The organism is Bradyrhizobium sp. SZCCHNR1043, from assembly GCF_032489675.1.
Taxonomy (GTDB): domain Bacteria; phylum Pseudomonadota; class Alphaproteobacteria; order Rhizobiales; family Xanthobacteraceae; genus Bradyrhizobium.
This window is the reverse complement of sequence record NZ_JAUEYN010000001.1, coordinates 601,323-613,015: the sequence shown is the minus strand read 5'-3', so window position 1 is coordinate 613,015 and position 11,693 is coordinate 601,323. Positions and strand designations below refer to the sequence as shown.

The 11,693-nt window shown below is 63.9% G+C and carries 11 protein-coding genes; 6 read left to right on the top strand and 5 right to left on the bottom strand.

The genetic code is table 11. From position 1 onward, the window contains the following. A partial coding sequence (locus QX039_RS02660; RefSeq protein WP_315739446.1) for a hypothetical protein occupies window positions 1-189 on the bottom strand: 189 nt, incomplete at its 3' end. A gap of 168 nt (window positions 190-357) precedes the next feature. On the opposite strand from QX039_RS02660, the gene QX039_RS02655 reads away from it, so the two are divergent. Beyond that, window positions 358-1,446: a hypothetical protein gene (locus tag QX039_RS02655; protein WP_315739445.1), complete on the top strand. Its 1,089-nt coding sequence runs from the start codon at window positions 358-360 to the stop codon at window positions 1,444-1,446. Window positions 1,447-1,871: 425 nt separating this feature from the next. After that, entirely contained in the window at window positions 1,872-2,498 is a 627-nt protein-coding gene (locus QX039_RS02650) for a LysE family translocator (protein ID WP_315739444.1), read from the top strand. A gap of 129 nt (window positions 2,499-2,627) precedes the next feature. Here QX039_RS02650 and QX039_RS02645 read toward each other — a convergent pair whose 3' ends face one another. The 3 genes from QX039_RS02645 to QX039_RS02635 all read right to left on the bottom strand — a co-directional run bounded on the left by QX039_RS02645 (window position 2,628) and on the right by QX039_RS02635 (window position 5,228). Next, on the bottom strand, window positions 2,628-3,089 hold the full coding sequence (locus QX039_RS02645) for a hypothetical protein (protein ID WP_315739443.1): 462 nt from the start codon (window positions 3,087-3,089) through the stop codon (window positions 2,628-2,630). A gap of 156 nt (window positions 3,090-3,245) precedes the next feature. Next, complete coding sequence (locus QX039_RS02640) at window positions 3,246-3,449, bottom strand: hypothetical protein (RefSeq protein WP_316219505.1); 204 nt, start codon at window positions 3,447-3,449, stop codon at window positions 3,246-3,248. A 222-nt stretch (window positions 3,450-3,671) separates the two neighbouring features. Beyond that, a complete protein-coding gene (locus QX039_RS02635; protein ID WP_315739440.1) occupies window positions 3,672-5,228 on the bottom strand; it encodes an ABC transporter substrate-binding protein in 1,557 nt (518 codons plus the stop codon). Between the two features lie 578 nt (window positions 5,229-5,806). Here QX039_RS02635 and QX039_RS02630 point away from each other — a divergent pair. Further along, window positions 5,807-6,394: a cytochrome b gene (locus QX039_RS02630; protein ID WP_315739439.1), complete on the top strand. Its 588-nt coding sequence runs from the start codon at window positions 5,807-5,809 to the stop codon at window positions 6,392-6,394. 158 nt (window positions 6,395-6,552) lie between these two features. Here the strand turns inward: QX039_RS02630 and aspS are convergent, their stop codons facing one another. Beyond that, window positions 6,553-8,340, bottom strand: coding sequence for an aspartate--tRNA ligase (gene aspS, locus QX039_RS02625; RefSeq protein WP_315739438.1), 1,788 nt, complete (start codon window positions 8,338-8,340; stop codon window positions 6,553-6,555). Between aspS and QX039_RS02620 the strand changes: the two genes are divergently transcribed. The 3 genes from QX039_RS02620 to rnd all read left to right on the top strand — a co-directional run bounded on the left by QX039_RS02620 (window position 8,339) and on the right by rnd (window position 11,630). Then, window positions 8,339-8,539, top strand: coding sequence for a hypothetical protein (locus QX039_RS02620; protein WP_315739436.1), 201 nt, complete (start codon window positions 8,339-8,341; stop codon window positions 8,537-8,539). The genes aspS and QX039_RS02620 overlap by 2 nt on opposite strands. 61 nt (window positions 8,540-8,600) lie before the next feature. After that, window positions 8,601-10,076 (top strand): protein adenylyltransferase SelO, encoded by a 1,476-nt coding sequence (locus QX039_RS02615; RefSeq protein WP_315739435.1) that lies wholly within the window; start codon window positions 8,601-8,603, stop codon window positions 10,074-10,076. 405 nt (window positions 10,077-10,481) lie between these two features. Next, window positions 10,482-11,630 carry a ribonuclease D gene (rnd, locus tag QX039_RS02610; protein ID WP_315771023.1) on the top strand — a complete coding sequence of 383 codons (1,149 nt, stop codon included), beginning with the start codon at window positions 10,482-10,484 and terminating at the stop codon, window positions 11,628-11,630. Window positions 11,631-11,693: the final 63 nt, after the last annotated feature.

Sequence of the window (11,693 nt, the reverse complement as noted above, 5' to 3'; positions counted from 1 at the left end):
TCGCCGCTCTTGAACGGCCGATTCGTCATGCCCCCAAATCTTACCGTGAACACTGAGTTCTTGCCCAGCCTCGACGGTGCAAGCGGAATGATTGCGACAAACTAACACGACGGGCAGTTTGCGCATGATGGGGATGCGGGAATTGCCCGACTGCTGAAAAACTGCAAGTCGTGCTGCGTTGCGAACCACGCAACTACTCTGATCCCAGGGAAAGAAGACCCATCATTCAACGATCTTAGACATCTCAAAACGACTTCGATCGCACCACATTCACCACTTGCAAAACCCACCCCTATCGATGCATGATTGGAAGGTTTTTTGGCGCTTGTCGCTCTACTGATATTGGGAGAATTTCTAATGCGAGCAATTGTCGTCGGATCCGTTCTTGCAACCTTGTGCGGCGGAAGCCAATCGGCCTTAGCCGCAGACCAACTAGTCGCGTGCGATTCCGTTCTGGTCAAAGACACCTTCGTCGATCGAAGCAATCTTAACTTGGCACTCGCCATCTCAAACACAGTAGATCAAAAGACCTTCGATTCAGTGAGCAACAGTGCCGGCGTCAAACTGTCGATACCTGTTGGCGACGACGATCTAAAATTTGACGGCGACTGGAAGAAATACACCGAGCGCCGCATCGAACTGAACAAGCGATATCATTACAATTATTCACAGACCATCAGTCGTGACGTTGCGATCTCCTCGACACAAACAGCTGCCATCGATGCCTGGAGCAAATGCATCGAAAATTCGGTGCAAGAAACTCTGGTCTTGAGGACATCCTTCCTATCGGCAAACAAAGTCGCAGTGGACGCGTATTGGAAAGCAGGAGCGGAGGGGAAACCCGGCGTAACTGCAAACGTGCAGCTTGTCGGTGCGAAGCCAATCAATCCAATACCGAGGCAGTTCGCGCAAAAATGGACAAGCTTGCTCTTCGAACGAAGCCGCAGCGACCCGTTTTATCTCGCTATAAACATCAGGAACGGAACTCGCGGCGTCCTCTCACTACCCGCCGAAACCCAACCAGTCACTTGCAGAGATTGTAAAACACAAGAAGCGGTGAAGCTTCAAGCCGGTCACTTTGGACCGGGCAAAAGCCCAAAAGAAGCAGTAACTGAACGATTGAAGCCTGGCACGTATCTTGTTGTCGTCACCACTACTATCCAAGGCATTGGAGATGGGGGCTACGGATGCCGTCCTGTCTTCAAGTACACGATAACGCCCGCGAATGAGGATAGCTCTGCCGTCTCAATAGGCCGCGGGGGAGACGCCTTGTTTTCAGACGAAATTCGTGCCCCGTACTCGGGCTCCACCAAGGTTCATCTGAACCGAGATGGGAAGATTGTCGTCGGATTACAGGTTAATATGTCGTTTAATCGCTACGGTACCGATAATATCGACGGAGCCAATTTCGGTGAGAGCGAGATAACATTTGCTCGCCTGGATTGATATCGCTCCGGCCGCCTCGACCGAACCAAACATGCCCTGAGTTCTATATATGCCCTCTCGTTTGCTGCTTTTTATCTTTCTGACGTGCGCAGCGTGTCAGTCTAGCGCTCAAACGTCGCTCGCGTGTATTGAGGCAATGAAGGTTTGCGACGACGCTAGGAGGGAGTCGGCAACATGCATTCAAAGAGAGAAACTAGCTTCTCCACTTACGTGTGGTGCAATCAAAGACGCAGAGATCTGGGTATGCAACCAAGCCAATTTCACGTGTGCTCGTCCCAAGGCTAACCTGACAAACTCTCGATAATCGACGCTATCGCGCCGGCAGTCATCCTTTCCGTGAGGATGAGACGTCGTCGCCAAACAGGTTTTGCCTCGCCTGGCGGGTAGACCGATAAACGCTTGCCCTCCCCGATAAAGACACCCGCATGCTCGAACTCCAAACTTTACTGCTGTTCGTCTCCGCCGCGCTGATCGTCGCGCTGACGCCGGGGCCGGGCATCTTCTACATCGTGGCGCGCACGCTGGCCGGCGGGCGGAGCGAGGGGCTGGCGTCCAGCGTGGGGCTCGGGCTCGGTGGCCTCGTGCACGTGTTCGCCGGCGCGGTCGGGCTGTCCGCGCTGATGATGGCGAGCGCGGAAGCGTTCACCGCACTGAAGATCGCCGGTGCTTTCTATCTCATCTGGCTCGGCATCAAGACCTGGCGTGAGGCCCGGGTCACCCAGCCGGCCGAGGTGACGCCGACCGGCAGCCGGCGCGCGTTTCGCGAGGGCATCATTGTCGAGGCGCTGAACCCGAAGACGGCGGCGTTCTTCCTCGCCTTCATTCCGCAATTCGTCGATCCTGCAGGGCACGTCGGCGCGCAGTTCGTCGTGCTCGGGCTGATCTCGGTAACGCTCAACACCAGCGTCGACCTGGTCGTGACGTTCTGGGCCGCCAAGGCGCGGCATCGTCTCGCCCACCGGCCGAGCCTCGTGACGCGGATGCGGCAGGCATCAGGCGCCGTCATGTGCAGCCTGGGCGGCGCACTGTTGTTGGCGCGGCGCACGAGCTGACGCCAAGATCAGCTGGCGCGAAGTTGCGCTTCCAACACAAATTATACTTCCAAACAAACGTGCCGCAGCACGCCGGCGCTTGTGGCGCCGGCACACGCAAGCCGATGCGTTGCGGCCGCCTTTGCCAGGCTAATCGCGATAGCGGCAGAGCTCGTCGCCGTTCTCGTATTCGTAGCAGATCTTGACGCGCCGGTAGGGCCGATCCCCCTCGGAGCTGCGCGCGCGACGATCCATGTCGTCATCATCGCGCTGCATTCGCGCGTTTCGGCCCGTGGTGCGATGATCCATGTCCTGATCCATCATCCGGCCCATGCGGTGCTGGCGCATCCGATCCATGTCCATGCGATCCATGCCCATGCGGTCGTCGTCGCGCTGCTGTGCCGTCCAGTCGCGGTTCACCCGCGTGTCTTCGGCACTCTGGCGCTCGCGTTCACGAGCCCGGTCCGACTGCTGGGGCGTACGTTCCGGCTGCACCGGAACGGCCTGGGTTTGGCCGGTTCCCGGCGTGCTGTCGGCCTGCTGAGCGGACGCTCCCGCGGAGAGGAGACAAGAGGATATCAATAGGACGGTCGCTGCTGTCGGAACGCGCATGGTTCATCCTCCAAGAGAAGGCTGTCTAACCGTGCGGGTCAGCGTTGGTTCGAACGACACCTGCTCTTTCGATGCTGCACCGCAGAGCAGATGACAACCGGACGCAGAAGATAGCTGGGAGGCTGAGCCAGGGCGGTCGCCGGTTGCTCTCTGGCGTTAGCCCGAGATCATATCGTGGTTGATTCCACGCCGGCGCCAATATCGCGCGCGCAGCCGCGGTGCGATCTGCCACGAGACGATGGCTGACAGCACCACGCTCAGGGCAATCATGACCGCCATTGCGAGCATCGCGTGATTGCTGAGCGGCGTAAGAAGAATCGTCAGAACTCCCGCACCGAACAGCACGGCCTGAACCATCATGAAGACCATCGCCGAAATCTGTGTTCGCATGGACATTGCGGTCGCTCACGGTTGTTGCGCCTGCAAGTCAATGAAGTATCCGTCGAACAGTTCCGGCTCACCATGGTCTCGAGGTCGGATCCGTGTCGCCCGGCCGGCCACAAGCCGGCCGGGGGACGTCGTTTGCACTGCGGCGCTGACGGGGGACGACAAGCTCGGCTGCGTCGTGCCGCCCCCCGCCCGTCATTCCAGCTCGATCGCCTGGTAGGTGCCGGTCTCGTCGAGCGCGGTGCCCCAGATCTTGTGCGAGGCCTGGTGCTCGGCGCGTCCGAAGGAGAGCTTGCTGCCGAGCCCGAGGTCGATGCTCTGCATCGACTCCAGCGTGTCGACCAGCCGCTCGGTCTCGAGCGGCGTTGTCTGCTTCAGCGCCTGGATCAGGATGCTCGCCGAGATGAAGCCCTCGAGCGAGGTGTAGTCCGGCGCCTCGCCGGGGAAGTACTTTTCCAGCGCGGTCTTGTAGTCGAGCACCAGGCTCGAATAGCCGGCGACCGATGGAACGCCCTGCGTGACGATGACCCCATTGGTGTATTTCGAGCCGAGCAGCTTCAGCTCCGCGGCGAGCGACGACGATCCGACCGCCGAGATGTTGGCGTAGATCAGCCCTGGAACCGCCTCGTGGGTCTTCTCGATGAATTTCGCCGCGGCGCGGTCGGTCGCGATCATGATCACGGCCTTGATCGGTGGCTTGGTCTGCGCCTTCAGCTTGCCGACGGCCTCGTCGACGTCCAGCGAGCCGCGCGGGAAGCCGTAGCGGATGATCGGATCGGTGATGCCGAGCGCGCGGAATGCCTTGGCGACGCCGTTGGCGCCGTCGTCGCCATAGGCGTCGTTCTGCGCGAATACGGCGATCTGCTTCGCCGGGATGCGCTTGACCTTCATCAGGTAGCGCACGATCGCCGCGGTCTCTTCCGCATAGCTCGCACGATAGTTGAAGACGTAGCGGTCGGGCGGATCGCGGCGGACGACGGCGGAGCCGCTGTACGGCGCGAAGAACAGCGCGCGGCGCTCCAGCGCGTAGGGGATCGCCACCGCGTTGTTGGCGGTGCCCATGTTGCCGATATAGCCGAACACCTGGTCCTTCTCGTAGAGCTGCGTCATCGCACCCAGCGTCCGCGTGGGATCATAGCCGTCGTCGGCAGCGATCAGCCGCAGCTTGCGGCCGTTGATCCCGCCGGCGTCGTTGGCGCGATTGAAGGCGGTCTCGATGCCGAGCTTCATCTGGCGCGCGGACTCCTTGCGGACTCCGGAGAACGGGATGACGGTGCCGAACCGGATCTCGGTGTCGCTGACGCCGTGCGGAAGCGGAGGCGGCAGGTTGGCCGTGGGCTGCGTCGACGCGGCTGCGGTCGAGGGCGCCAGCGCGAAGGACAGCGACGGAGCCGCCGACTGCTGCTGGCTGAGCGACCGCTCCAGCTCCGCCAATTGGCGTTCTGCGGTCTGACAGCTGACCTGCGAGGACGCGACCCGGCCGCGGCCCTCGGCGATGTAGCTGTTGAAGGTGCGAATGAGTCCATCGCGCTCGCCGCCGTTCGACGAGCCCTGGCGGATCACTTCGCTGAACTGATCGATGATGGTCTGGACGCGCCCCTGGGCGATCTCGCGGCACGTCGCGGCCTGGCCGACGACCGGACCGACGCGGGCGGCGAGATCACGAACGACATCGGGGGAAATGGGAGCAGCGGAGGCGGCAGGGACGAAGAAGCAGGTTCCGAGAAGGAGCGCACACCAGCGAACGGTCATTTTGAACTATCCGTCTTCTTGTGATTGGTTGGCTAAGTTCACACCATGAGTCAGACAGGCTTCCTATTAAAGACAGGTTGCATGACACCGCAATATCCATTCGGCCGATCGCGGTCGCCTGGAACTCATAGCGGGGCGCACCGCTCGATCGTGTTTCGCGCCGTGTCGCGCAACCCGCCGAACTAACAGGCGGCACGAACGATTAGTTCTCAGAATCAACAGTTTGCCGCGGGGCATGGCGACCGGCTTCACCGGCCGGTCGAAGAGCTCAGCGCGATGCGCGAGGCGTCTCCGGAGCCGCCTGGACGCCATCGGGATGCCCGGACGAAGTTGTTCGCAGTCTTAACCAGCATTAACGCGAGACCGTCAAATGCCGGGCGACGCCTTCAAGGCTGGGTCATCTTGCGCCGCAGTCTCGAGTCACCGGCGACGACATGCCGCAGCTCAGCATCCGATAACGACGAGGTGAGACTGAATTGACGGGAGAAGCGTCCTGATCCGCCGGCCCATCGCTGGCTCGCTGCCGATTTTGGCGATAGCAGCAGATCGCAGCTCATAGCGGTGGGAAGAGGTTCGTGATGCCATGGAAGAATACGACGATGGAGTTCGGTGCGATCGCCAAGCTCTTCCACTGGACCGGCGCCGCGGCCTTCATCGCGGCCTATGCCGTCGTGTACTATGTCATCTGGTTCATGGACGATACTTCCCCGGACGCCTTGCCCGTGCTCAACGTCCATTGGGTGCTGGGCATGATCGTCGGCCTGTCCGTCCTGCCTCGCCTGCTGTGGCGGCTCGTCAACGTTCAGCCCGATCAGCCGCATGCATCACATGCCGAGGCGTGGCTCGCGCACGCCGCGCATTGGGGATTGTACGTGCTGCTGATCCTGATGCCGCTGACCGGCTATATCGGCACCGATGCCGCCACCGACTTCGGAGCGTTCGCGCTGCCGAACTTCCGTGAGACGGCGCTATTCGGCTGGATCGAGACGCGCTGGGGGATCAGCTGGGAGGCGTTCGAGCCGCCGGTCGACGCAATCCACCATGTCGTCGGCAAATGGATCGCGTGGATCGTGGTGGCCCTGCACGTCGCGGCCGCGCTGTTTCATCACGTCGTCCGCCGCGACGGCGTCCTGACACGGATGCTGCCGGGCCGTTCGGTCGCGTGAACGATGCGCGACCCGTGACGACCGCTCTGCGATCCCCACACGATCGTCATTGCAAGGAGCCGCAGGCGACGAAGCAATCCAGAGTCCTCGTGGCACCCCGGATTGCTTCGCTGCGCTCGCAATGACGAAGATTCGAGCATCAACCTCAGTCCGCCGAACTACTTGTTCGGCAGGTTGGTTTTGATGTGCAGCTCGCGCAGCTGCTTCGTGCTGGCTTCCGACGGCGCGCCCATCAGCAGGTCCATGGCCTGCTGGTTCATCGGGAACAGCGAGATCTCGCGCAGGTTGGTGGTGCCGCAGAGCAGCATCACGATGCGGTCGACGCCGGCGGCCATGCCGCCATGCGGCGGGGCGCCATACTGGAAGGCGCGGTACATGCCGCCGAAGCGGTCGACCACCTCCTGCTCGCCGTAACCTGCGATCTCGAACGCCTTCACCATCGCCGCCGGCTTATGGTTGCGGATGCCGCCGGAGGCGATCTCGTAGCCGTTGCAGGTGATGTCGTACTGGAACGCCTTGATGGTCAGCGGGTCCTGCGTCTGCAGCGCCTCCAGGCCGCCCTGCGGCATGGAGAACGGGTTGTGCGAGAAGTCGACCTTCTTGTCGTCCTCGTTGTACTCGTACATCGGGAAGTCGACGATCCAGGCCAGCTTGAACTGATCCTTGTCGGACAGGTTCAGCTCATCGGCGACCTTGTTGCGGGCGAGGCCTGCGAACTTCCAGAACTTGTCGGGATCGCCGGCGACGAAGAATGCAGCGTCGCCCTCCTTGGTGCCGAGCTGGCTGCGGATCGCAGCCGTGCGCTCCGGACCGATGTTGTTGGCGAGCGGGCCTGCGCCCTCGCCGCCCTCGCGCCACATGATGTAGCCGAGGCCGGGCTGGCCCTCGCCCTGCGCCCACGAGTTCATGCGGTCGCAGAAGGCGCGGCTGCCGCCACCGGGTGCCGGGATCGCCCAGACCTGGTTCTTGGGGTCCTCGAGCATGCGCGCGAACACCTTGAAGCCGGAGCCGCGGAAGTGCTCGGAAACGTCGGCCATCTCGATCGGGTTGCGCAGATCAGGCTTGTCGGAGCCGTATTTGCGGATCGCCTCGGCGAACGGGATGCGCGGCCAACCCTTGGTCACCGGCTTGCCCTTGGCGAAGTCCTCGAACACCCCGGTGATGACCGGCTCCATCGCCGCGAACACATCCTCCTGCTCGACGAAGCTCATCTCGACGTCGAGCTGGTAGAACTCGCCCGGCAGGCGGTCGGCGCGCGGATCCTCGTCGCGGAAGCACGGCGCGATCTGGAAGTAGCGGTCGAAGCCCGACATCATCAGCAGCTGCTTGTACTGCTGCGGCGCCTGCGGCAGCGCGTAGAACTTGCCGGGATGGATGCGCGACGGCACCAGGAAGTCGCGCGCGCCCTCCGGCGACGACGCGGTCAGGATCGGCGTCTGGAATTCGAAGAAGCCCTGCTCCTTCATGCGCCGGCGCATCGAATCGATGATCGCGCCGCGCGTCATGATGTTCTGGTGCAGCTTCTCGCGACGCAGGTCGAGGAAGCGGTATTTCAGCCGGATGTCCTCGGGGTACTCCTGCTCGCCGAACACCGGCAGCGGCAGCTCGTCCGCGGGGCCGAGCACCTCGATGTCGGACACGTACAGCTCGATCTTGCCGGTCGGCAGATCGTCATTGTCGGTGCTCTTGTTGTCGGCGCCGGCCGGGCGGCGGCGCACCTTGCCCTCCATGCGCACGACCCATTCCGAGCGCAGCTTCTCGGCCAGGCTGAACGCCGGCGAGTCCGGATCGACCACGCATTGGGTGATGCCGTAATGGTCGCGCAGGTCGACGAACAGGACGCCGCCATGGTCGCGGATGCGATGGCACCAGCCGGACAGCCGGACCGTCTCTCCGATGTTGCTCTCGCGGAGCGCGCCGCAGGTGTGGGTCCGGTAGCGATGCATGGTCGTCCTGAATGGTCGTCGTGAGGAGAAGGAATCGGCGCAGCCCTTAAAGGCGCGCTCCGAATGCGCGCAGGGTTTAGCCGAGCCGCCCCGGCGCGGCAACCGCAGGAACGGCCTTTTCGGCTTCGCAGCGGAAAAGGCCGCCCGCCCTGGCCCTCACTGCAACGTCGACCCCGATGCCGAATTGAGCAGGCGCTGAAACGCTCATCTGACGGCCGTTTGGGCTCGAAAAACGGCCGCCCCCCGCCTATCTTGGAGCCATGACCGTACATTTCCCCTTCCAGAACTCCTACGCCACGCTGCCGGACAATTTCTTTGCCCGGGTGGCGCCGACCCCCGTCGCAGCGCCTCGTCTCATCAAGCTGAACCGGCCTCTCGCCGCGGAGTTGGGGCTGAACCCGGCCGAGCTGGAGACGCCGGAGGGCGCCGAGATCCTGGCCGGCAAGACCGTGCCCGAGGGTGCCGAGCCGATCGCGATGGCCTATGCCGGCCACCAGTTCGGGCATTTCGTGCCGCAGCTCGGCGACGGCCGGGCGGTCCTGCTTGGCGAGGTGGTCGACCGCAACGGCGTGCGCCGCGACATCCAGCTCAAGGGCTCGGGGCCGACCCCGTTCTCGCGCCGCGGCGACGGCCGCGCCGCGCTGGGGCCGGTGCTGCGCGAATACATCGTCAGCGAGGCGATGGCGGCGCTCGGCATCCCGACCACCCGGTCGCTGGCGGCGGTCGTGACCGGCGAGCAGGTCTATCGCGGCACGGTGCTGCCCGGCGCGGTGCTCACGCGGGTCGCGACCAGCCACATCCGGGTCGGCACGTTCCAGTATTTCGCCGCGCGCCAGGACACCGACGCCGTGCGCCGGCTCGCCGACCACGTCATCAGCCGGCATTATCCGGACCTCGCCGGAACCGAGCGGCCCTACCACGCTCTGCTCGACGCTGTGATCACGCGGCAGGCGCGGCTGGTCGCGGACTGGCTGCTAATCGGCTTCATCCACGGTGTCATGAACACCGACAACACTTCGGTGTCCGGCGAGACCATCGATTACGGCCCCTGCGCCTTCATGGACGGCTATGACCCGAAGCAGGTGTTCTCCTCGATCGACGAGTTCGGCCGCTATGCGTTCGCCAACCAGCCGCGCATCGCGATGTGGAACCTGACCCGGCTCGCCGAATGCCTGCTGCCGCTGTTCGGCGACGACAAGGACCAGGCGATCAAGGAGGCCGAGGCGGCGCTCGACGGTTTTGCCGCCCAGTTCACCGACGCGCACCAGGCGGGGCTGCGCCGCAAGCTCGGCCTGTTCATGCAACGCGAGGGCGACCAGCCGCTGGCGCAGGCATTATTCGATGCGATGGCGGCGGCCCGAGCCGATTTCACGCTGACGTTCCGCCGTCTCAGCGACGCCGCCGGCAGCGGCGATCTCAGCGAGGTCCGCGCCCTGTTCGAGGATCCCACGGACTTCGACGAATGGGCTCAGCGCTGGCGCCGGCGCCTCGCGGAGGAACCGCAGACGGCGGCGGAGCGGGGCGAGGCCATGCGCAAGGTCAATCCGGCCTTCATCCCGCGCAACCACCGCATCGAGGCGGTCATCACCGCGGCGGTCGAGAACGACGACTACGCGCCGTTCGAGGAGCTTCATGCGGTGCTGGCACGGCCGTACGACGACCAGCCGGACCAGGCCGCCTATGCCGAGCCGCCGCAGCCCCAGGAACGCGTGCTGCAGACGTTCTGCGGCACGTAAACGGCAAGCTCCCTGCCTTAACCTCGCGTCCACCATGGCCGGCGTCACGCCCGGGTCCTTAAGAAACGATCAACGCAGCCCCGACAAGTTGAAGCAACAAGTCGGGAGGTCGCGCACGTGGACGCGCTGGTGTTCGAATTCATGGGTCTGGCGATGATCGCCTTGTGCCTGATCGTGCTCGCCGTGCCCTCGGCGCGGCGGCCGTCGGGCCGCGTCCGGCATCACTGAGGCCACCCCGGACCGCCCATCGTCAACCATAGAGCGATCAGCTGACACCGGAGCGCTTGCGTTCCGGGCGGATTGGGCCGACAAGCGAGGACGAATTTCGTTCCTTCCCCTTTGCCGACACCCTTGACTTGTCAGCGTTTTCGGACGACGGCGTAAGTGCCTCGTCATGGATCGTTCATGGACTTGATCACCACCACCGCGGACCTCGCGGCCGCCTGCGCCCGCCTCGCCCAGCACCCGGTCGTCACCGTCGATACCGAGTTCCTGCGGGAGACCACCTACTACCCCCTGCTCTGCGTCGTGCAGATGGCGAGCCCGGACGAGGCCGTGGTGATCGACGCCCTTGCCGAGGGCATCGATCTCAAAGCCTTCTTCGAGCTGATGGCGAACGAGAAGGTCCTGAAGGTCTTCCACGCCGCCCGCCAGGACATCGAGATCATCTGGCACCGCGCCGGCATCGTGCCGCACCCGATCTTCGACACCCAGGTCGCCGCGATGGTGCTGGGATACGGTGACAGCATCGCCTACGACCAGCTGGTCGAGCGCATCACCGGCCACCGCCCCGACAAGACCCACCGCTTCACCGACTGGTCGCGGCGGCCGCTGACCAAGGAGCAGGCGCATTACGCCGAGGCCGATGTCACCCATCTGCGCGACGTGTTTGCCGCGCTCGATGCCGACCTGAAGAAGCGCGGGCGGAGCGACTGGGTCAGCGAGGAGATGGAGATCCTGACCTCGCCGAAGACTTACGACTTCCATCCCGAGCGCGCCTGGGAGCGGCTGAAGACGCGGGTCCGCAAGCCGAAGGAGCTCGCGGTGCTGATCGAGGTCGCGGCCTGGCGCGAGCAGGAGGCGCAGAGCCGCGACGTGCCGCGCAGCCGCGTGATGAAGGACGACGCGGTCGGCGACATCGCCACCCATGCCCCGACAACGATCGAGAAGCTCGGCAATCTGCGCTCGCTGCCCAAGGGCTTCGAGCGCTCAAGATGGGGCTCCGACATCGTCGCCGCCGTGCAGCGCGGGCTGGCGCGCGATCTCGCCGCCCTGCCCAAGCTGGAAAAGCCGCGCAACAACTCCAATGGCTCTGCGATCGTCGAGTTGCTCAAGGTCCTTCTGCGCATGACCTCGGAGCGCCATGCCGTGGCGAGCAAGGTCATCGCCACCGTCGACGATCTCGAGCAGATCGCCGCCGACGACAATGCCGACGTTGCTGCGCTGCAGGGCTGGCGCCGCGAGCTGTTCGGCGAGGCCGCGCTGGCGCTGAAGCATGGCAAGCTCGCGCTCGCGATCGAGAAGGGCCGCGTCGTCCGGGTCGACCGGGCCTGACGGGCATCGCAGCGGCTACGTCTTCCGGAGTTTGCCCAGTTGATTGCAGCAGGCGGCACGGCC

Bases quoted from the DNA above. Each gene is read 5' to 3' on its own strand.
- QX039_RS02655 (WP_315739445.1), top strand. From the start codon at position 358: ATGCGAGCAATTGTCGTCGGATCCGTTCTTGCAACCTTGTGCGGCGGA.
- QX039_RS02650 (WP_315739444.1), top strand. From the start codon at position 1,872: ATGCTCGAACTCCAAACTTTACTGCTGTTCGTCTCCGCCGCGCTGATC.
- QX039_RS02645 (WP_315739443.1), bottom strand. From the start codon at position 3,089: ATGCGCGTTCCGACAGCAGCGACCGTCCTATTGATATCCTCTTGTCTC.
- QX039_RS02640 (WP_316219505.1), bottom strand. From the start codon at position 3,449: ATGATGGTTCAGGCCGTGCTGTTCGGTGCGGGAGTTCTGACGATTCTT.
- QX039_RS02635 (WP_315739440.1), bottom strand. From the start codon at position 5,228: ATGACCGTTCGCTGGTGTGCGCTCCTTCTCGGAACCTGCTTCTTCGTC.
- QX039_RS02630 (WP_315739439.1), top strand. From the start codon at position 5,807: ATGCCATGGAAGAATACGACGATGGAGTTCGGTGCGATCGCCAAGCTC.
- QX039_RS02620 (WP_315739436.1), top strand. From the start codon at position 8,339: ATGGTCGTCCTGAATGGTCGTCGTGAGGAGAAGGAATCGGCGCAGCCC.
- aspS (WP_315739438.1), bottom strand. From the start codon at position 8,340: ATGCATCGCTACCGGACCCACACCTGCGGCGCGCTCCGCGAGAGCAAC.
- QX039_RS02615 (WP_315739435.1), top strand. From the start codon at position 8,601: ATGACCGTACATTTCCCCTTCCAGAACTCCTACGCCACGCTGCCGGAC.
- rnd (WP_315771023.1), top strand. From the start codon at position 10,482: ATGGACTTGATCACCACCACCGCGGACCTCGCGGCCGCCTGCGCCCGC.